17 protein-coding genes are annotated in these 20,538 nt (G+C 72.0%); 10 read left to right on the forward strand and 7 right to left on the reverse strand.

From position 1 onward, the window contains the following. Window positions 1-41 precede the first annotated feature (41 nt). Complete coding sequence (locus tag ACIA5C_RS23835; RefSeq protein ID WP_396058085.1) at window positions 42-1,127, forward strand: ABC transporter ATP-binding protein; 1,086 nt, start codon at window positions 42-44, stop codon at window positions 1,125-1,127. Window position 1,128: 1 nt separating this feature from the next. On the opposite strand, the gene ACIA5C_RS23840 is transcribed toward ACIA5C_RS23835, so the two are convergent. Further along, window positions 1,129-2,466, reverse strand: coding sequence for a sensor histidine kinase (locus ACIA5C_RS23840; protein ID WP_396058088.1), 1,338 nt, complete (start codon window positions 2,464-2,466; stop codon window positions 1,129-1,131). 237 nt (window positions 2,467-2,703) lie between these two features. Between ACIA5C_RS23840 and ACIA5C_RS23845 the strand changes: the two genes are divergently transcribed. Then, window positions 2,704-3,519, forward strand: coding sequence for an EamA family transporter (locus tag ACIA5C_RS23845; RefSeq protein WP_396058766.1), 816 nt, complete (start codon window positions 2,704-2,706; stop codon window positions 3,517-3,519). Between the two features lie 6 nt (window positions 3,520-3,525). Here the strand turns inward: ACIA5C_RS23845 and ACIA5C_RS23850 are convergent, their stop codons facing one another. The 3 genes from ACIA5C_RS23850 to ACIA5C_RS23860 all read right to left on the reverse strand — a co-directional run bounded on the left by ACIA5C_RS23850 (window position 3,526) and on the right by ACIA5C_RS23860 (window position 8,448). After that, window positions 3,526-5,052 (reverse strand): GGDEF domain-containing protein, encoded by a 1,527-nt coding sequence (locus tag ACIA5C_RS23850; RefSeq protein ID WP_396058091.1) that lies wholly within the window; start codon window positions 5,050-5,052, stop codon window positions 3,526-3,528. A 118-nt stretch (window positions 5,053-5,170) separates the two neighbouring features. Further along, entirely contained in the window at window positions 5,171-6,880 is a 1,710-nt protein-coding gene (locus ACIA5C_RS23855) for an ABC transporter ATP-binding protein (protein ID WP_396058093.1), read from the reverse strand. Further along, window positions 6,877-8,448, reverse strand: coding sequence for an ABC transporter transmembrane domain-containing protein (locus ACIA5C_RS23860; protein ID WP_396058096.1), 1,572 nt, complete (start codon window positions 8,446-8,448; stop codon window positions 6,877-6,879). Before ACIA5C_RS23860 ends, ACIA5C_RS23855 begins: the two co-directional genes overlap by 4 nt. Before the next feature lie 311 nt (window positions 8,449-8,759). Between ACIA5C_RS23860 and ACIA5C_RS23865 the strand changes: the two genes are divergently transcribed. Beyond that, on the forward strand, window positions 8,760-9,560 hold the full coding sequence (locus ACIA5C_RS23865; protein WP_396058098.1) for a SigB/SigF/SigG family RNA polymerase sigma factor: 801 nt from the start codon (window positions 8,760-8,762) through the stop codon (window positions 9,558-9,560). 38 nt (window positions 9,561-9,598) lie between these two features. Here ACIA5C_RS23865 and ACIA5C_RS23870 read toward each other — a convergent pair whose 3' ends face one another. Continuing rightward, window positions 9,599-10,423, reverse strand: a complete 825-nt coding sequence (locus ACIA5C_RS23870; RefSeq protein ID WP_396058101.1) for a PfkB family carbohydrate kinase — start codon at window positions 10,421-10,423, stop codon at window positions 9,599-9,601. Between the two features lie 146 nt (window positions 10,424-10,569). Here ACIA5C_RS23870 and ACIA5C_RS23875 point away from each other — a divergent pair, with 146 nt between their 5' ends. Then, entirely contained in the window at window positions 10,570-11,700 is a 1,131-nt protein-coding gene (locus ACIA5C_RS23875; protein WP_396058104.1) for a hypothetical protein, read from the forward strand. Window positions 11,701-11,724: 24 nt separating this feature from the next. On the opposite strand, the gene ACIA5C_RS23880 is transcribed toward ACIA5C_RS23875, so the two are convergent. Further along, a complete protein-coding gene (locus ACIA5C_RS23880; RefSeq protein WP_396058107.1) occupies window positions 11,725-12,105 on the reverse strand; it encodes a hypothetical protein in 381 nt (126 codons plus the stop codon). A gap of 38 nt (window positions 12,106-12,143) precedes the next feature. Here ACIA5C_RS23880 and ACIA5C_RS23885 point away from each other — a divergent pair, with 38 nt between their 5' ends. From ACIA5C_RS23885 to ACIA5C_RS23910, 6 genes are read left to right on the forward strand one after another with little or no spacing between them, the layout of a single operon-like run. Continuing rightward, a complete protein-coding gene (locus ACIA5C_RS23885; protein WP_396058110.1) occupies window positions 12,144-12,755 on the forward strand; it encodes a hypothetical protein in 612 nt (203 codons plus the stop codon). Between the two features lie 57 nt (window positions 12,756-12,812). Then, window positions 12,813-15,863: a BTAD domain-containing putative transcriptional regulator gene (locus ACIA5C_RS23890; protein ID WP_396058112.1), complete on the forward strand. Its 3,051-nt coding sequence runs from the start codon at window positions 12,813-12,815 to the stop codon at window positions 15,861-15,863. Window positions 15,864-15,873: 10 nt separating this feature from the next. Beyond that, window positions 15,874-17,232 carry an FAD-binding oxidoreductase gene (locus ACIA5C_RS23895; protein ID WP_396058114.1) on the forward strand — a complete coding sequence of 453 codons (1,359 nt, stop codon included), beginning with the start codon at window positions 15,874-15,876 and terminating at the stop codon, window positions 17,230-17,232. A gap of 17 nt (window positions 17,233-17,249) precedes the next feature. Next, the gene (locus ACIA5C_RS23900) at window positions 17,250-18,095 is read left to right on the forward strand and encodes an AraC family transcriptional regulator (protein WP_396058768.1); all 846 of its coding nucleotides are present in this window, start codon (window positions 17,250-17,252) and stop codon (window positions 18,093-18,095) included. Beyond that, entirely contained in the window at window positions 18,058-18,459 is a 402-nt protein-coding gene (locus ACIA5C_RS23905) for a DUF2000 family protein (protein WP_396058117.1), read from the forward strand. The genes ACIA5C_RS23900 and ACIA5C_RS23905 overlap by 38 nt, the downstream gene beginning before the upstream one ends. Then, on the forward strand, window positions 18,456-19,331 hold the full coding sequence (locus ACIA5C_RS23910; RefSeq protein WP_396058120.1) for a DMT family transporter: 876 nt from the start codon (window positions 18,456-18,458) through the stop codon (window positions 19,329-19,331). The genes ACIA5C_RS23905 and ACIA5C_RS23910 overlap by 4 nt, the downstream gene beginning before the upstream one ends. Here ACIA5C_RS23910 and ACIA5C_RS23915 read toward each other — a convergent pair. After that, a complete protein-coding gene (locus ACIA5C_RS23915; RefSeq protein ID WP_396058123.1) occupies window positions 19,312-20,478 on the reverse strand; it encodes an RtcB family protein in 1,167 nt (388 codons plus the stop codon). The genes ACIA5C_RS23910 and ACIA5C_RS23915 overlap by 20 nt on opposite strands. Window positions 20,479-20,538: the final 60 nt, after the last annotated feature.

A 20,538-nucleotide genomic window follows, 5' to 3' on the forward strand; every position in this document is an offset into this window, starting at 1 on the left:
CGTTCCTACGGTTCAAGGAGGCTCGAAAGGAAGTGGCTCAAATGGCTACTGTCGCTTACGACCACGCCTCCCGGATCTACGCCGGATCCGAGCGCCCCGCGGTTGACGAACTCACCCTCGACATCGAGGAAGGGGAGTTCCTCGTTCTGGTCGGCCCTTCCGGTTCCGGGAAGTCGACCGCCCTGCGCATGCTCGCCGGTCTCGAGGACGTCGACCGTGGTCGCATCCTGATCGGCGGCAACGACGTCACCAATCTGCCGCCGAAGTCGCGGGACATCGCGATGGTGTTCCAGAACTATGCGCTCTACCCGCACATGACGGTGTACGAGAACATGGCGTTCGCCCTCAAGTTGCGGCACACCCACAAGGCGGAGATCGACCGCCGGGTCAAGGAGGCGGCGGCGCTTCTGCAGCTCGAGGAATACCTTCAGCGGAAGCCGAAGGCGCTCTCCGGCGGCCAGCGTCAGCGGGTCGCGATGGGCCGCGCGATCGTCCGCGAGCCGCAGGTCTTCCTGATGGACGAGCCGCTGTCGAACCTGGACGCGAAGCTGCGGGTGCAGACCCGTTCGCAGATCGCGACGCTGCAGGCGAAGCTGGGTGTCACCACCGTCTATGTGACGCACGACCAGGTCGAGGCCATGACGATGGGCCACCGGGTGGCGGTGCTGCGCGACGGTGAGCTGCAGCAGGTCGACACCCCGCGCACCCTGTACGACACCCCCGGCAACGTCTTCGTCGCCGGCTTCATCGGCTCGCCCGCGATGAACCTCAAGACCGTGCTGATCACCGACACCGGCGCCGACTTCGGTCCGCTGGCCGTGCCGCTGACCACCGAGCAGGTCGCCGCGGCCGAGGGTGGCGACGGCAAGGTGACGGTCGGCTTCCGGCCCGAGGAGACCGACCTGGTCACCGAGGCCGACGGCGGGTTGCCGCTCGAGGTCGACCTGGTCGAGGACCTCGGCTCGGACGTCAACGTCTATGGCCACACGCTGCTGGAGGGCGCCGACGAGCGCTTCGTCGTGCGGACGACCCGGCACCGCCAGCCCAGCCTGGGCGAGACCGTCCATATCAAGCCACAGACCGGCGAGGTGCACCTCTTCAACGCCGGCACCGGAGCCCGCATCTGACTCAGAGCACCTCCAGCGTGACCGGCAGCCGGAGCCGCACCCGGGTTCCGGCGTCCGGCCCCGGCTCGGTGACGCACGTGCCGCCGAGTTCGGCCGCGCGTTCCCGCATCGAGTCGAGGCCGAAACCACGTCCGCGCCGGGCCGGCAGCAGGCCGCGGCCGTCGTCGATGACCTCGAGTTCGACGTCGTCGCCGACCCGCAGCAGGATCGCGCAGCGGCGGGCGGCCGCGTGCCGGATCACGTTGGTCAGCGCCTCGGTGGCAATCCGGTAGACCGCCACCTCGACCGCGGCCGGCAGCGGCGGCAACTGCCCGGGCGCCTCGACGGTCACGACAAGGCCGACGAGGCGGTCGGCGTGGGCCCGGATCGCCCCGGCCAGGCCCAGTTCGTCGAGGGCGGGTGGGCGCAGGCCCTCGACCAGCCGGCGCACCTCGCCCATGGCCTGGCGCATGTCGGTGCGTACGCCGCCGATCAGCATGCCGACCTCCTCCGGCCGGGCCGGCAGCACCGTGGCCATCGCCTCCAGCCGGAACGCCATCCCGGCCAGCGCCGGCCCGATGCCGTCGTGCAGGTCGCGCCGCAGCCGCCGGCGTTCCTCCTCGCGGGCCGCGATCAGCCGTTCCCGGGAGCGTTGCAGGTCGGCGGTGAGGCGTACGGCGTAGACGGCCACCCCGGCGTGCGTGGCCAGGTCCCGCATGAGCACGTCGTCGCGGCGTGAGAACGGCACGTGCGGGCCGAGCACCAGGCGGCCGATCGGCTCGCCGCGGTAGGCGAGCGGATAGCACACGTCCTGCCCGGTGGGCCGGCCCCGGCTGCAGGCGATGTCGAATCCGCCGTCGCGGCACAGTTCGATCGCCGCGTACGGCAGTTCGAGCGCGTCGGCCAGCGTGTCGACGATCGTGGGCAGCACGCGTTCGGGCGGCAGCGCCGACTCCAGCTGCCGGGCCAGGCGGGTCACCACGGCCAGCAGTTGGGCCCGCTGACCGTGGTGGAGCCGGTCGACCAGCCGTGCCAGCCCCGACCGGGCCGGGGCGACCGCGACGGCCGCCACCGCGACCGCCGTGAGCACCGCCAGGAGGAGCCCTGAGATCACCAGCAGCGCGGTGTGCAGGTAGTTGGCCGGGCCGGTGTAAACCCCGGCGCCGGACACCAGGAGCAGCAGCCCGAAGCGTTTCCGGCGCCGGGCCAGGATCAGTGCTCCGGCCAGGGAGAGCGGCAGCGCCACCAACTGGAAGGTCGTCTCGATGCGCCCCGGGACACTGAGCCCGTGCGCCGACATCTGAAGGACCGAGGTCACCACGACCAGGACGGCCGTGACCAGGAAGGTCACCAAAGGCATGGTGGCCGAATTTTGGGAATGCCGAAGCCGTGCCACCACTATCAACCCCCGTAGATGTGGTGTCGCGTTCGGATTGAACGTTGGCCGATTTATCGGCTCGGGTCAATAGCGCGGTCGGCCATTTACCTCCCCCGCACGAGGGATTAGGCCTCTTTCGGGCGACTGACCTGCGGCTTCGCGATCGGCATCATCGGCGCATGGGTGCTGACGGCGGAAGTTGCTGACCGCGTGGGATGGATGCTGGTGGCGGCCGTGGGGGCGGCCGCCGGTTGGGGGGTCTCCGACTTTCTGGCCGGGATGCTGAGCCGGCGGCTGCCGGTGCTGACGGTTCTGATCGGGTCGAACGTGGCCGCCATGGTGCTGGCCCTGCTGGCGGTCGCGGTGCGCGGGGTCGCGCCGGTGTGGGACGCGCGGGTCTGGCCGGCGGTCGTGGCCGGGCTGGTGGGGCTGCCGGCGATGGGCCTGCTCTACCGGGCGATGCGGGACGGCTCACCGGCCGTGGTGGCGCCGGTCGCCGCGGTCGCCGCGCTGGTTCCGGTCGGGTGGGGTTTGCTGCACGGCGAACGGTTCGGGTTCGGTGCCGGGCTCGGCGTGGCGTGCGGGCTGGCCGGTGTCACCCTGGCGAGCTGGCCGGTGCCGAGTGCGGAGCGGCGGCGTACGCGCCAGCTGGCCAATCTGTGCGGTCTCGGGGCGGCGCTCGGTTTCGGCGCCTACTTCGTGCTGCTGCATGAGGCGGGCGCGGCCGATCAGTTCTGGGCCATCGCCTTCGCGCGGACGATCGAGGGCATCGTCGGGCTGTTTCTGGCGCTGGTCTTCCGGCCGCGGGCGTCGATCAGGTTTCCGGTGATGGCGGTGGGCGCGTCCGACGTCCTGGCCGACGCGGCGTTCCTCGCCTCGGCGGCGGAGGTGCTCACCCCGGCGGCCGTCGTGGCGTCGCTCTATCCGGCGGTCACGCTGGTGCTCAACCGCTCGTTCCTGCGCGAGCGCCTGCATACCGTCCACCTCTACGGGGTGATCGTGGCGGTGTTGTCCGTCGCCTGCCTGGCCCGGTGACCGGACCTAGACCACTACCCGGTCGCGGCCGGTGCGCTTGGCCACGTAGAGATTGCGGTCGGCCGCGGCCAGAAGGGCGGCCGCGGTCGAGGCCGGCGCGGCGGTGGTGACGCCGATGCTGCTGGTCACCGGCAGCCCGCCGGTGATCGTCGTCCAACCGAAGTCGTGGATCGCCCGCCGCACGCGTTCGCAGTAGAGCGCGGCCGCGGCCGCGTCGAGGCCGGGAAGGATCAGCACGAACTCCTCGCCGCCCAGCCGGGCCGCCACGGCCGGGCCGGTCGTGCGGTCCTGCAGCAGGCGGCCCAGCTGCTGCAGCACGGCGTCGCCGATCGCGTGGGACAGCGTGTCGTTGATGTGCTTGAAGTGGTCAAGGTCGAGGATCGCCACCGACAGGTGACCGCCGCGGCCCAGGAGCTTGGGGAGTTGCTCGTCGATGTAGCGGCGGTTGTGGAGGCCGGTCAGGGCGTCCCGGTGCGCCATCTCGCGGAACTGCTCGGTGGCCTGCCGGGCCTCGTTCGCCTCGAAGATCGCCTGCATAGCCTGGGCCCGGGCCTCCCGCTGGGTGCTCTGCAGCGTGGACAGATTGTCCTGATAGCGCAGCTGCTCCTCGTAGGCCTCTTTGTATCGGCCGGTCGCGGCGAACAGCGCCGCCTGTTCCCGGCGCAGCTGCACGCGGGCGCGGGCCAGCCCGCGACGCTCGCACAGCTCGACCGCCCGGTCCAGCGCGACCTGCGCCGCGGTCGGCCGGTCGCTGAGGCGGCGGGCCTCGGCCAGCGTGAGCAGGCACTCCGCCGCGCCGTCGCCGTCCGCGTCGAGGACCGTGCCGTCGAGCACCCCGGCGAGCGTGACCTCGAGGGTGGCGTACCGGCCCGACATCATCTCGACCCGCGCGATCGTGTCGAGTTCCTTGGCCGTCAGGGCCCGGCCGCGGGCGGCCACCTCGCGCATGCGGCCGGCGAGGACGCTCGCCGCCGGCTCGTCATCGGCCTCGTACGCGTTGAAGGCCATGTTGTTGAGCGCCCGCAGCGCGAGCCCGTCGTCGCCGATCTCGGCCGAGATGCGCAGCACCTCGTGGTAGCGCGTCTCGCCCTCGTCGAACGAGCCGCTGTCGTCCAGCGTGCAGGCCAGCATGATCAGGTGCCGGGCGCGGACGGCCGGCGCCGCCTCCGGCGGCAGCTTCGCCACCCCCTGTACGCCGTGGGCCAGCGCCTCCGGGAAGTCTCCGAGCATGCGGTAGAAGTTGGCCAGCACCCGGTGGGCCCGGGCCTGAACAAAGGGCCGGGCGTGCGTCTCGGCCCACTCCTGGGTCTGGTGGGCGCTGTGCCCGGCCGGCCCCAGGTGTCCCTCGCGCAGCAGCACGTCGGCGACGAGCATGTCGCAGCGGTGCACCGCCTCGTCGTCGCCGGCCTCGACCGCGAGGGCCCGCAGCTCGGCGGCCTGCCGCCGGGTCATGGCGAACTCGTCGAGGGCCCGGCTGCCCTCGAGCTCGGCCAGGCGCACACGGTGGTCGCGGATCACCAACTCCGCAGTCATGTGCACCTCCCCGCGGTTGAGCCGCGCCCCCTCGATCATCCCGCACGAGGGGTACCGCACGAAGGGCAATGCGGTTGCAGTCGAGTTGCCACCCACCGTAGCGCCCTGATCAACGGCGTCAGCCGTGCCACTGCCGCCACAGGGCGGCGTACGGCCCGTCGCGCGTGATCAGGTCATCGTGGGTGCCCAGCTCGATGACGCGGCCGGCGTCCATCACCGCGATCCGGTCGGCGTCGTGGGCGGTCTGCAGGCGGTGGGCGATGGCGATCACCGTGCGGTTGTGCAGCACCGCCGCGAGCGCGCGTTCCGCCGCCCGGGCCGCCCGCGGGTCGAGCAGCGCGGTCGCCTCGTCGAGGATCACCGTGTGCGGGTCGGCGAGCAGTACCCGGGCCAGCGCCAGCTGCTGCGCCTGGGCGCCGGTCGGCGGGTTTTCGCCCAGGTCGGCGTCGAGGTCGACGGCCCAGTCCGCGCCGACCGTACGCAAAGCCTCGCGTAAGCGATCGTCGGGCGCCGCCACCATCAGGTTGTCGCGGAGCGACTCCCGGAAGACGTGGTGTTCCTGGGTGACCAGCACGACCTGGCGGCGCAGCACGTCCGGCGGCAGGTCGGCCACCGCGACACCGCCCACGGTGACCGTGCCGGCCGGCGGGCGGTCGACCCCGGCCAGCAGACGGCCGAGGGTCGACTTGCCGGCTCCGGAGAGGCCGACGATCGCCAGCCGCTCGCCCGGCTGGACCGTGAGGTCGACGTCGTGCAGCACGTCCGGGCCGCCCGGGTACGCATAGCGCACGCCGGACACCTCGATCCGGTCGTTCGCCGGCACCTCAACCGAGGAAACCGGCGCCGGAGGCACCGCGGAGAGCCCTTCGACCCGGGCGAACGACGCACTGCTGCTCTGCATCTGCTCGAGCCAGATCAGGATGGTGTCCATCGGCCCCACGAGCTGGCGCAGATAGAGGGTGGCCGCGGCGACCGTGCCGAGCGTGACCCGCCCGTCGAAATAGAGCAGGCCGCCGAGCAGCAGCACGAACACGACCGGGACGTTGTACGACCCCTCGGTCACCGGGAAGTACACCGATCGCAGCCGCAGGGTGGCCAGCCGGCTGCGCTTGGTCCGCGCGATCGCGGCCCGGCCGACGGCCAGCCGCGTCTCGTGCAGCCGGAACGCCTCGATCGTGCGGGCTCCGGCGGTCGTCGCGGCCAGTTCCTCGGCCAGTTCCGAGTTGGCCGCGCCCTCCTCGAGGTAGGCCTCGCGGGCCCGGCGCAGGTACCAGCGGCCGACCAGGATGATGCCGGAGAGCCCGGACAACGCGGCCAGGCCGAGCAGCGGATCGAGCAGGAACACGGCGCCGACCAGGAACAAGCCCTGCATGGCGGCCACGAAGGCGCCCGGCAGCACGTCGCGCAGCGTGCCGGCGACCGCGTCGACGTCGGTCGTGCCGCGGGCGGCCAGGTCACCCGGCGGCACCCGCTCGATCACCGAGGCGGGCAGGGCCAGCGCGCGGGACAGGAAACCGATGCGGACCCGGGCCGCCGTCCGTTCGCCGAAGCGGTAGCCGAGCAGCAGCGCCCACCGCGCGAGCAGCGTCTGGGCGAACGCGCACACCAGCACCGCCCCGGCCAGCAGGTCGATCCGGTCGCCGCCGTGCGAGCCGGTGACGTCGTCGATGATCCGGCCGAGCAGGTAGGGCGCGCCGAGGGCGGCCACCGCGGACAGCACGTTGAGCAGCATCGTGAAGGCGACCGCCCGCTTGTCGGCGGCGAGCAGGCGTCCGGCCGCCCGGGCCACCTGACGGGTGCCGGCGATCGGCAGGGTGGTCGAGCTCATCGCGTCTCCTCCGCCCCGGAGAACGTACGGCTGACCAGATCGCGATAGCCGGGTTCGTGTTCCAGCAGGTCGCGATGGGTGCCGGAGGCCGCGACGTGCCCGTCGACCAGGTAGTGCACGACGTCGGCCCGGTCGAGCAGCACCGGCGAGGTGGTGGCCAGCACCGTGCCGCGACCGGCCCGGGCCGCGGTCAGCCGCTCGGCGATCGCGGCCTCGGTGTGCGCGTCGACCGCCGACGTCGGCTCGGCCGCGAGCAGCATCTCGGGGTCGGCGAGCAATGCCCGGGCCAGCCGTACCCGCTGCCGCTGCCCGCCGGAAAGGTTGCGGCCGTCCCGCTCGATCCGGTGATCGAGCGCGGCCACGTCGGCGACCACCGCGGCGTCGATCGCCCGCCGGATCGCCTCGTCGCCGGCTGCGGTGCGACCGGCGATGACGTCGCGCAGTGTGCCCGCGAAGATGTCGGCCTCGTGGTCGGCGAGCAGAATCCGCTCGCGTACCGGGGCCTTGGCCACGTCGGCGAGCGGGTAGGGACCCCAGGTGGCCTCGGTCCCGCCGTAGCGGCCCAGCCGGTCGAGGATTACGGCCGAGTCCTGCGGGCGGGCCGAGGCGAGCACGGTCAGCCGGCCCGGCTCGGCGATCACGCCGGACTCCGGGTCGCGCAGCACCGCCGGGGACTCGGGGGCCGGGCCGTCGCCCGGCGGTTCGAGCGGCAGTTGCAGGAACGTGATGATCCGCCGGGCCGCGACCACGCCGCGGCTCACGTCGCCGGCGCTGAAAATGAACATCCAGGTGGGAACGACCAGGATCGCCACGTACCCGTAAACCGCGACCAACTCGCCGACCGTGAGGTCACCTCGCACCGTGAGCCGCGCCGCGAGCCAGGTGACCGCGGCCAGGAAGATGGTCGGAAGGCCGTCACCCAGCGCGGTGATCCAGCTCAGCGCGCCGCCGACCCGGTAGCCCTCGGCCCGCACCGCGTCCGACTCGGCGGCGTATCGGCGCAGATGGGCCTGTTTGCCGCCGAGGCCGTTGAGGATGCGCAGGCCGCCGAGCACGTCGACCAGGCGGGTGGCGAGCCGGCCCTGCCGTTCCCGATAATCGCCGCCGGCGCTGTTCAACCGGCTGATCAGCGGGCCGAGCAGCACCCCGAGGACGACCACCCCGCCGGCCGTGACCAGGGTGATCAGGCCGGAGACGTGCACGAGGAGGGTCAGAACCAGGGCGTACGCGACAAGGGCGCCCACCCCGGGACCAGTCACCGTCAAGGCCCGCGCGACCAGCCAGACGTCCCCGATGCCGATGGTGACCACCTCGCCGGCGGTGATCCGCCGGGGGAGCGCGGCGCCGAGCCCGACCGCGTGCGCCATCACCGCGTCGGCGGTGCGCAGCGCGCCGTCCAGCCGGATCTTGGTCATCGTGCGGTGCCGCAGGATCCCCAGCACCGCATTGGCCATGCCGACGACCAGAATCGCGCCGGCCCAGGCGAACAGCGGGCCCGCGTGCCGCGGCCGCAGGCCGCGGTCGATCGCCTGCGAGATCAGGTACGGCGTGACGGCCAGACTGGCCATCCAGAGTGAACTCCAGAGCCCCCCGAAACCGATTCGACCCCTCTGCCGCCAGGCCAGCCAACCGAGATATCGCCAGGGCCCCCGTGTCCACATCCGCCCATCATGTCCGATGAGAAGGCGGTCCTCGAACCGGTTATTGCGGCGCACGGGTCCGTCCGGCAAGCCTCCATTGAGGCGTTTGTCGACGCGTCGATGCGCCGGCCACAGCACTACTGCCTGCGACACTTCATACTTTCGGCTGGCGCGGATTGGTCCGAAGGGGCTATGTTGGCTAACGGCGGCGGGGACCGCACTGTCAGGGGAGAGCCTTGATGCAGGTTTCGAATGTTTCCGCGCGCCGCAGCAACGTCGACGTGGACAAAGAGCGCGCCGCGCGGCTGATTCAGGCGCTCGCGACGATGAACGTGGACGACCCGGCGCGCGACCGTCTGCGCGGACGGGTGATCGAGGCTTGGCTTCCGCTCGCACAGCATCTGGCGCGGCGGTACCTGAACCGCGGCGAGCACGCCGACGACCTGGTTCAGGTGGCGATGGTCGGGCTGATCAAGGCAGTCGACCGTTACGACACCGTGCACGGTGTCGATTTCAGTGGATTTGCCATCCCGACGATCCTCGGCGAGCTCAAGCGCCACTTCCGCGACCGGACATGGGCCATCCGGGTTCCGCGCCGGTTGCAGGAGCTGCGGATGTCCATCACCGCAGCCAACAACACGCTGAGCCACACCCTCGGGCGGCCACCCACCGTCGCGGACATCGCCACCCACCTCGGCGTCAGCGAGGAGGAGGTGCTCGAGGGGCTGGAAGGGGCCCGGGCCTACAGCGCGACCAGCCTGTCGACCCCGATCGGCGAGGGCGACGGGCAGGAACTCGGCGACACCCTGGGCGCCGAGGATCACGGGTTCGACCTGGCTGAGCTGCGGATCGCCCTCGGTCCGGCGATGGCCACCCTCACCGAGCGCGAGCAGAGGATCCTCTCGCTGCGCTTCTACGGCAACCGGACCCAGAGCGAGATCGCGGAGCAGACCGGCGTCTCACAGATGCACGTCTCGCGGCTGCTGACCCAGTCGCTCGCGAAGCTGCGGCTGCTGATGGAGGACGACGGCCGTCGCTGACCCGCGCGCCCGCTGACAACCGGCGGCGTCGCGGTCCGTCAGCGGCGCAAATCCGGTCGGCCGCTGACATGGGTGACCGTCGAGCCGGCCGCCGCGGTCGCAAGCCGGGCGGCCTCCTCGTACGGAAGTTTGCGAAGCAGCGCGGCCGTCAGCGCCGCGGTGAAGGCGTCCCCACCCCCGGTGGTGTCGACCACCTTGTCGCCGGTCAGAGGTACCCGCAGCCGGCCACCGCGCCAGAGGAACACGTTCGCGTCGGACTCGGCCAGGGCAAGCAGGGACGGCCCTTGGTCGAGGACGTGTTCGTCGAGGCCTTTCGCCTCGCGTTCGTCGGCCCGGATCACGTCGGCGAAGGCCAGCAGGCGCCGGTCGCTCACCTCACCGTCGAGGATGACCAGCCGGTCGGCTTCGCGGCCGATCCGGGCGGCGGCCAAGGCGGCGGGAGCCGGTTGCTGCAGCTGGACGAGTACGGCGTCGGCGCTCGCAATCACCTCGCGTGCGGCCAGGACGTCGTTCTCGCTCAGCAGCACGCCGGGCGGCAGGTGCTGGACGTAACGCCACTGGGCGTCGGCGTCGAGCAGCTCGACGATCAGCCCGGTCAGGGTGTCGACGCGGCGGATGACCGCATCGACGTCGATGCCGTCGCGGCGGGCCTGGTCGAGCAGCACGTCGCCGATCACGTCGTCGCCGGCCACCGCGATCAGCCGGGGGCGCACACCGAGCTGGGCGAGGGCGACTGCCTGGTTGGCGCCCTTGCCGCCGAGCTGTTCGAAACGGTCGGTGGCGTCTCCGGCGGAGCCGGCCGCAGGCACCTGGTCGACGGTCAGGACGAGGTCGCGGGCCAGCTGGCCGACGACAGCCGCCACTGGCCGAGGCCGTGCGGCATGGTCGGCGACGATCCGCGGGCGAGCGCCTTCTCCAGTCATGTACGGGATTTTCCACCTGTCGCCTGGGGGACTGACTGTAGTCGGCGGCATGCGTAGCGTGTCGTGTCTCACCCCGGGAGGTTGCGATGAGCTCGCCACCCGACTTGCTGACCGATTTTCCGCCGACGTGGCGGGAACAGTGGGCTGTGCAGGCCTCCGTCGACGCGGAGCGGATCCGGAACCGGCTGGACGCCGTCACCGCGCGCACGCTGACCGGTGCGGAGGCCGCCAGCAAAGCCGCCGTACAACGTCATCTCGCCGAGGCCGAGCGGGCGTGCCGCCCGGCCGGAGTCGGACGCCGGACCCGGCGCGACCGCCAGGACCGGTGGCGCGGAACGTCGGTCGAGCAGGCCTTCCTGCACCTGCACGCGGCCAAGGAATTTCTCGTCGACCTGCTGCCACCGGCCGAGGTCGAAGCGCTGGTCCCCGAGGTTACGACCCGCCTGGCGGCGGCGCTCGACCGCAACGACCCGCGCCGGGTGGAGGCCGAGGGTCTCCTCCGGGAGGTGCGCGGACCGGCCCGCCGCGCGGTTCTCAAACAGGCGATGGAGACCGCCTACGACGCCTCGGACGAGCAGTACGTGCGGCTGCGGGACTTCCGTAACATCATCCTGCTGACCGCACTCTCGATGGCCCTGCTGACCGCCGCGCTGCTGGTCGCCGTCGCGGCGTTCCCGGACGCGATCCCGATGTGCTTCAACCCGAGCGTCACGGCGGCAGCGGCCGGTGCGCGGGGCTTCAGTGTCTGCCCGAGCGGCGAGCAGCAGTCGCCCGCCCCCGGCGACATTCTGATCGTGGCGGGGCTCGGCGCGATCGGCGGCGCGTTGGGTGCGCTCGTGGCCATCCGTAACCTGCGCGGAACCTCGACCCCCTACTCGGTGTCGACGGCACTCGCCGTCCTCAAAGGACCGTCCGGCGCGCTGACCGCGGTGATCGGGATGCTGCTGCTCGCGGGCGGGTTCGTACCCGGCCTCACCAACCTGGACAGCCAGCGCCAGATCCTGGCCTACGCCCTGATCTTCGGCATCGCTCAGCAACTCGTCACCCGGGTGGCCGACGACCGCGCGCAGCAGATCCTCAACCAGTTGCCCAGTAAGGATCCGCACGCCCAGGCTCCGAGACCCTCGGTTCCCGAGCGCACCGTCCTGGCCGAGGAAGTGCCCGACAACGGCGCGAGGCCTTCCTTCGCACCCGAGGCGCTGAACAACCACGCCTGACCGGGAAAGGCCCGCAGGCGACTCTCAGCGGGGCTGGTGGCAGACCGAGTGGCCGTCGGGGCAGAGGTAATAGGCGACGCCGGGGGTGAATTCGACGCGGGACGCGATCTGGTAGGTGATGTCGTCGCCCGGGTTGAGGACGATCGCGTACGGGATCTTGTGGTCCCAGCCGCCGTCGAACCCGGCGAACGCGTCGGTGGCGCCGGCCTGGTAGCCCGCGTCGAAGATCTGCTTGTCGGTGGTCGGCAGGCCCAGGGTGCCCTGCTCGGCGCGGCCGGCGCGCACCCCGGCGGCGTAGCCCTGATCAGCGGCCGCGGGCGCGGGCGAGGTCGAACGGCCGAGCCAGTATCCGCCCGCCGCGACGACGATCAGGGCCAGGATCGCGAGCAGTTTCCACGTACGCATCCTTCGGCTCCTCGTCCAGGACGGGTATCTTGCCGGGCATGGTAAGCGACAGGGGCCCGCGGCCGCCCGGTGCGGCGGAGGAGACGTTTGCCGTGGCCAGTCGGCGGGTGATCCGCTTCGGGGCGGTCTACGCGTTCGTGGTCGTTGCGGTCGCGGCGCTCGGTCTGGCCGGTTATGCGGCGATCCGCAGCGGTGCGGCCGACCCGACCTCGGTCGGCACGCAGGCGTCGGTGCTGCTCGGCACCACGATCACCGGCCTGATCGGGCTGGTCTGCATCCTCGGCCTGGTGGTCTCCACGATCGTCTGGATCGTCGGCGTCCACCGGCTGCGCCCGGACGGTCCCGGCGTCGTCGGCTACCTCGCGATGGCGCTCTGCCTGCTGATGGTCGGTCTGGCCTACGTGCTGCCGGCGCGGGTGTCGTCGCTGAACGGCGCCGTCCTGCTGGAGGCCGCCCTGCGCATCGGCGGCATCGCCGTCCTGATCGCCGGCGTGGTCGTGGTGCGGTCGGCGCTCCGCCGCGAGACCGGCCTGGAGATCCCGGCCCGGCCGCGCACGATGCAGGTCAGCAGCGACGACTGGAACGCCTCGAAGTGGGACCCGGAGGTCCTCGACGACATCGAGCGGCGCCGCGGCGGACAGGACCGCTGACTGTCGGCTTGCTGTCCGGGCGTCGATCGGCCGGGCGCACTTTGCTGTGATGGGCGCGTGCGGATCCGCCTGCTCGGCGAGTTCGGGATCGATCGGGACGACGGGCCCGTCGACGCCCGCGAGTGGCGGCTGCGCAAGGCCCGCACTCTGGTCAAGCTGCTGGCCCTGGCGCCCGGCCAACGGCTGCACCGCGACGTGCTGCTCGACCGGCTGTGGCCGGGGCGGCCGGTCGAGTCGGCGGTCAACAACCTGCATCAGGCTCTGCACGTGGCCCGGCGGGTGCTCGCCGGCGACGGTGCGCGCGCGGGGCTGATGGAGTTGCAGAACGACCTGGTGGTGCTCTGCGCCGACGGGCCGGTCGAGGTCGACGCCGACCGGTTCCGGGAGCTGGCCGGTGACCGGGCCACCCGGCGCGAGGCGATCGCCGCCTACACCGGCGATCTGCTGCCCGAGGACCGGTTCGAGGACTGGGCGGCCGGCCCGCGCGCCGGTCTGCGGAAACTGCTCTGCGAACTGCTCGTCGACGTGGGTGATGCGGCGTCGCTGCACCGGGGGCTCGAGATCGACCCGCTGCACGAGCGGGCGGTTCGCGGCCTGATGCGGCACCTCGCGGACGCCGGTCGCCGATCGGAAGCCCTGGCCCGGTACGAGCGGCTGCGCGACGATCTGCTCACCGCGTACGGCAGCAACCCGGACCCGGAGTCCAAGCGTCTCTATCGCGATCTTCTGACCGGCGACGGCGAACCGCGACCGGCCAGCGACAATCTCGCCCCGGCGCTGACCAGCTTCGTCGGCCGGGAACGCGAGATCACCGACGTGCACCGCCTCCTGACCGCGGGCGGCCTGCTGACCCTCACCGGGGTCGGCGGCGCGGGCAAGACCAGGCTGGCCGAGGAGGCCGCCCGCCGGTTGCTCGGCTCCTACCCGGACGGTGCCTGGTTCGCCGACCTCGCCCGTGTCGCCGATCCGCGGCTGGTGCCGGACGCGGTGACCGCCGCACTCGGCCTCGACCCGGCGGCCGGCTCCCGCCCGCTGCGAACCCTGGTCGCCCGGCTCCGGTCCAGAAGTCTGCTGCTGATCCTCGACAACTGCGAGCACCTGCTGAGTGCGTGCGCGGAACTGGCGAGCGAGGTCCGCCGCGCCTGCCCGAGTGTGGCCGTGCTGGCGACGAGCCGGGAGCCGCTGCACGCACCGGGCGAGGTCACCTTCCGCGTGCCGTCGCTGCGGGAGAGCGCGGCGGTGCGGCTCTTCGCGGACCGGGCGCGCGAGGTGCGTCCCGGTTTCGTGGTCGACGAGGGCAACGCGGCCGCGGTCGCCGAGATCTGCCGCCGCCTCGACGGCATCCCGCTCGCGGTGGAACTGGCCGCCGCCCGCACCTCCCACCTCGAGGCGGTCGAGATCGCCGAGCGGCTGCACGAGGCATTGTCCCTGCTCAGACGCCGCGGCCCGATCACCCGGCACACCACGCTGCGGGCCGCCCTTGAATGGAGTCACGCCCTGCTCGCCACCGACGAGCAGATCCTGCTGCGCCGGCTGTCGGTGTTCGCCGGCAGTTTCTCGCTGCCGTCGGCCGAGGAGGTCTGTGCCGACGAGCGGCTTGAAGGCCGTGACGTCCTCGACTGCCTCGGGAGGGTCGTCGACAAGTCGCTCGTGCAGATCGAGCGCACCGGCGACCGCTCGCGCTACCGCCTCCTCGAGACGATCCGCCAGCTGGGCCGGGAACGGCTGGCCGAGGCGGGGGAGACCGACGCGTTCGACGCCGCCCACTTCCGGCACTTCCGGGCGCTGGCCGCCGACCGCGACCCCGATCTCGCGCCGGGGATCGTGGTCGAACGACCGCAGCGTCTCGACGTCGACCACGACAACATGCGGTCCGCCCTCGGCTGGGCGGTGCGTCACGACCCGGCCGGTGCCCTGTCGCTCGGGGTCAGCCTCTGGCGGTACTGGCTGGCTCGCGGCCACTTCGCCGAGGGCGCCGGGTGGCTGGAACGGATTCTCGAGGTGGAGACCGGACCCTCGCCCGACCGCACGCGGGCCCTGTTCGCACTGGCGATCCTCGAGGCCCGCCGGGGCCTCAGCCACCGGTTGCCGGTGCGGGCGGGCGAGGCGGTCGCGGTCGCGGAGAAGTCGGGTGCGCCGACCGACGCCACGTGGGCCCGGCTCATGCGGGGCATCCTGCTGGTCGGGGTGGCCGAGATCGACGAGGTGGAGCGGGTCGCGCTGGCCGAGAGCGAGGGCGACCCGCCTGCGGCGGTCGCGGCGACGGCACATTGGCTGGCCGCGCTTGCGGCGCTCTTCCGCGAGGACGTACGTACGGCAGCCCGCCGATTCGACGACTGCCTGACCCGGTTGGGCGAGGTCGGCTCGGATGTCCCGCCGTTCCTGCCCGCGGTGACGTTCTGCCTGCCGCTGGCGCCGGTCGGCGACGCGACGGTCCCGGTGTTCGAGGAGTCGTGGCTGCTCGGCCGGCGGGTCGGTGCCGTCCAGGGCCGGGCCTACGCCCGGTCGGCGCTCGGCTACGTCCATCGGCTGGCCGGCGATCTGGACGCCGCCCTCTCGACCACCTCGCGGGCGGCCGACGAGTTCGCGCGCATCGACGACGCGGCCGGGCTGGCCCACGCGCTCAACCACCTGGGGTGCGTGGAACGGGACGCGCGGCGGTTCGACCCCGCGTTCGCCCATCTGCGCGAGGCGCTCGCGCTGCGCCGGCGGCTCGGGGACCGGCGGGGCGAAAACCTCAGCCTGGCCAACCTGGGTCTGCTGTCCGCGGCGGCCGGCGATGTCGTCCAGGGGCGCCGGCTCGCGCGTACGGCCCTGGACCGCGGAGAGTCGGTGGACGACGGACCCGGTGTCGCCGGGGCCCTGCTCGACCTTGCGGTGATCGAGTTGTTCGCCGGGGATCGCGACCGTGCCCGTTCGTTGGCATCGCAGGCGGTGGAGGCGTTCGTTCCCCAGGGATACCTGCGGCTGGAGGCGTGGACCCGGTTGCTGGCGGCCGAGCTGGGCGCTCCCGGCCGGCACGGCCAGGTCGCCTTGGAGTTGTTCGGCCGGCTGGGCTGCCGGCTCGGCTACGCGCGCGCTAAGGCGATGCAAAGACCGGCTTCCTAGCGTCGCTCGCATGACAACTGGTGAAGCTACGGTCGGCGAACTCGCCTCGGTCCTGCGGGGCGAACTGATTCGGCCCGACGACCCCGGCTACGACGAGGCGCGAGCGATCTGGAACGGTGCCCACGACCGCCGGCCGGCACTGATCGTCCGCTGTCGTGGGGTGGCGGACGTGCTGCGGACGGTCGAGTTCGCCCGCAGTGAAGGCCTGCCACTGGCGGTCCGGGGCGGCGGGCACAGCATTCCCGGATTTTCCACTGTGGACGACGGCATCGTCCTCGACATGGGCCTCATGCGCGGCGTCCGGGTCTCGCCGGACCGATCCTCGCTCATCGCCGAGGCCGGCTGCCTCTGGAGCGACGTCGACGCCGAGGCGCAGGCCTTCGGGCGGGCGGTGACCGGCGGACTCGTCTCGACCACCGGCATCGCCGGGTTCACGCTCGGCGGCGGGATCGGCTGGCTGGTCCGCCGATGCGGTCTGACCTGCGACAACCTCATCGGCGCGGACATCGTCACGGCCGACGGCCGTTATCTGCACGTCAGCGAGGAATCACATCCCGACCTGCTGTGGGCGTTACGCGGCGGCGGCGGCAACTTCGGCGTCGTCACCTCGTTCGAGTTCCGGCTCCACGAGGTCGGGCCGACGGTCTTCGCCGGGCTCGTCTTCTATCACGGTTCGGATGCCGCGGCGGTGCTCTCCTCGTTCGCGGCGCTGGACGCCCCCGACGAGTTGTCGCTCGCGCTCAACCTGACCACGGCACCACCCCTGCCGTTCCTGCCCGCCGAGGTGCACGGCAAGCCGATCGTGGCGGTCCTCGGGGTGTGGTCGGGTGACCTCGCGTCCGGCGACGCCGCGACACGGCCGTTCCGGACGCTGGCGCCGGTCGTCACCGACCTGTTCGGGCCGATGCCCTATACGGCGATGCAGAGCATGCTCGACCCGCTGTACCCGCGCGGCGTCTGGAACTACTTCCGATCGGCGTTCTTCGACGACCTCGACCCGGCGCCGCTGGTCGAGGCATACTCCCGGGTGCCCAACGGCATGTCCGAGCTGCACATCCACCAACTCGGCGGCGCGATGGGCCGGGTGCCGGCCGACGCCAGTGCGTTCGGCAACCGCGACCATCCGTACCTGCTGAACGTGGTGGCCCGCTCGGCCGACGCCGCAGGTTATCCGGCCGCGGTGTCCTGGGCGCGGGAGGCGTCCCGTGCGGCCGGGCCGGATGCGGCGGCGTACGTGAACTTCACCGGCGAAGGCCCTTCCTACCCGAAGGACACCTATGACCGGCTTGTCGCGGTCAAGGACCGCTATGACCCGACCAACCTGTTCCGGCTCAACCAGAACATCCGGCCGTCCGGCATACCCTCATAGGCGTGACCGCTCCTCAGATGCAGGCGTGGCGGCCCGCGCTGGCCGGCGTGGCCGAGGTGCTGCACGCCCACTTCACCGACCACGCCTACCCGATGCACGCCCACGACACGTGGACGCTGCTCATCGTCGACGACGGCACGGTCCGCTACGACCTGCATCACCACGAGCGGTTCGCCTCCCGCGACATGGTCACGATCCTGCCGCCGCACGTGCCGCACGACGGCGCCGCGGCCACGCCGGGCGGATTCCGCAAGCGGGTGATCTATCTGGAGAGCGGTCATCTGTCGGGCAGCCTGATCGGCCGGGCGGTCGACGGTCCGGGCTTCCCCGACCGACCCCTGCGGCGGACGATCTCGGCCCTGCACGGAGCGCTCCGGGAACCCGGCGAGTCGCTGCGGGCCGAATCCCTGCTGGCGCTGCTCACCGACGGGGTACGGGCGCACCTGGGCGACCCGGTGCGCCCGGTCCTGCGCGATCAGGCCGCCGCCTATCAGCTCCGCGACCTGCTCGAAGCGCACATCCTGGACGGGCTGTCGCTGTACGAGGCCGGACGCACCCTGCATTTCCACCCGTCCCACCTCGTGCGGGCGTTCAGCCGCGAGTTCGGCATGTCGCCCCACCAGTACCTGACGTCGCGCCGGGTCGACGAGGCGCGCCGGCTCATCCTCACCGGGGAACCGCTCAGCTCGGTCGCCCGCAGCAGCGGCTTCTACGACCAGCCGCACCTGGCCCGCCACTTCAAGCGGATCCTCGGCATCAGCCCGGGCGCGTTCGCGTCAACTTCGTACAAGACCCGGCCGGTCCTCCTGGCGGATCGTCGGTCCCATGCCCTTCGACACCAAGATCGCCGTTCTGCTCCGTGACGACCTCCTGACCTGGCAGCGCCTCAACGTCACCGCCTTCCTGGTGAGCGGCATGGACCGGTCGCTGGTCGGCGCGCCCTACGAGGACGGGAGCGGCGTGCAATATCTGGCCATGTTCGGCCGGCCGGTGCTGATCTTCGAGGGCCCGTCCCCGGTGTTGCGCGCCGCCCACTCGCGGGCCGTCGACCGCCACCTGCCGACCTCGATCTTCACCGCCGACCTGTTCGCGACCGGCAACGACGACGACAACCGCGCCGCCGTCCGCGCCGTGGCGACCGAGAAGCTCGACCTGGTCGGTCTGGCCGTCTTCGGCCCCAAGAATGCGGTCGACAAGGTTCTCAAGGGCGCCCGGATGCACCCGTGAACCCCTCGCTGCTGGTCACGATGGCCCTGTTCGGCAGCGCGTTCGCCGGTTCGAAGGTCGTGGTCGAGCAGCTTCCGCACCAGGTCGCGGCACTGCTGCGGTTCGCCCTCGCGGCCCTGATCCTGCTCGCCGCCAGCCGCTTCTTCGCCCGCGGCCCACGGCTGACCCGGTCTCAGATCGTCCGCTGCGGCCTGGTCGGGCTGCTCGGCGTCTTCGCCTACAACGTGTTCTTCTTCTGGGCGCTGTCGCTGGCCCCATCGATCGACGGCAGCGTCATCGTGCCGGTGATGAGCCCGATCCTGGTCGTCCTGGTCCGCTTCGAACGCACCACGCCGCTGCGCGCCGCCGGCCTGCTGCTCGGGCTCGCCGGCGCGGTGGTCTTCTTCGCGGGGGCCCGCTTCGGCGGCCCGCGCCTGCTCGGCGACCTGCTCTACCTGCTCGGCGCGGCGGCGTGGGCGGGCTACACCATCGCGTCGAAACGCGTCCTGACCGGCGTGGACCCGTTGCGCGCCACCACGATCGCGACCGCGGTCGGCGCCGCCGCGCTGCTCATCCCGGCGGTGCCGGCCCTGCCGGCGGCCGACTGGGCCGCGGTTTCCGGTACGGCCTGGGCCGCCCTCGCCTATCTGGCCGTCGGGCCGACCGCGCTCGCCTACCTTCTCTACTACCGAGGCCTGGCCCAGGTGAGCCCGTCCACGGCAACGATCACCATGTTCGCCGTCCCGTTCTTCGGCGTCACCTGCTCCGCCCTTCTGCTGCACGAGTCGTTCACGCCGACGCAGGTGGTGGGCGCGGTGGTCATGCTGCCCGGTGCGATCCTCGCCGTGGTCAACGCGACGCCCCGGCGGGCCGTCAGTCGCCCTTCACGTTGACCAGCTGGTGCAGCGTGTGCCGGATCTCGACCAGGTCGCCGGCGTCCTGCATGACCACGTCGATCGGCTTGTAGGCCTGGGGGATCTCGTCGAGGAACGCGTCGGTGTCGCGGTACTCGATGCCCTTCATCGCCGTGCGCAGCTGCTCGCGGGTGAAGGTCTTGCGGGCCTTCGAGCGCGAGAAGGCACGACCCGCGCCGTGCGGCGACGAGTTGAGCGCGACCGGGTTGCCCTTGCCGACCACCACGTAGGACGCGTCGCCCATCGAGCCCGGGATCAGGCCCGGCCGGCCCCTCTCGGCGTTGATCGCGCCCTTGCGGGACAACCACACCTTGCGCCCGAAGTGCTCCTCCTGCTCGGTGTAGTTGTGGTGGCACTGCACCCGCTCGAGCTCACGGACCTCGCCGCCCACGAACTCGCCGAAGCACGCGACCACCCGGTCCATCATCTCGTCGCGGTTGGCCAGCGCGAAGTCCTGTGCCCAGCGCAGCTGACGAATGTAGGTCCAGAACTCGTCGGTGCCCTCCGGCAGGTAGGCGAGGTCCGGGTCGGGCAGGCGGATCCACCAGCGCTTCATCGCCTCCTGCGCGACTTTGATGTGGTGCGAGGCGATCTTGTTGCCGACGCCGCGCGAACCGGAGTGCAGGAAGAGCCAGACCGCGCCCTTCTCGTCCGCGGTCACCTCGATGAAGTGGTTGCCCGAGCCGAGCGTGCCCAGCTGGAGCTCCCAGTTGCCGGCGTAGCGGCCCGGATCGAAACCCGCGCGCTCGGCCTTGGCCTTCAGCTCATCGGCGCGCTTGCGCGCCGTCTCGCTGACGCTTGAGTTGTACGCCCCGGCGCTGAGCGGAACCGCGTTCTCGATCGACGTGCGCAGCGGGCCCAGATCGCTCTTGAGCTCGTCGCGGTGGTACTGCGTGCGGACCGCGGCCATGCCGCAGCCGATGTCGACGCCGACCGCCGCCGGGATGATCGCGTTGAGCGTCGGGATGACCGAGCCGACCGTCGCACCCTTGCCCAGATGCGCGTCGGGCATCAACGCGATATGCGGGAAGATGAACGGCAGCCTCGAGGCCTTCTCCGCCTGGGCGCGGGTCTCGGTCTCGAGCAGGCTCGCCCAGCTGAGCAGGCGGTCGTTGATCTTCTCCATGGCGCCACGCTAACGGCTGGCGTACGACCCGCGCCCCCGATTTTCCCGGGGCGCGGGCCC

The sequence above is a fragment of the Actinoplanes sp. NPDC051343 genome (assembly GCF_044455125.1).
Classification (GTDB): Bacteria; Actinomycetota; Actinomycetes; order Mycobacteriales; family Micromonosporaceae; genus Actinoplanes.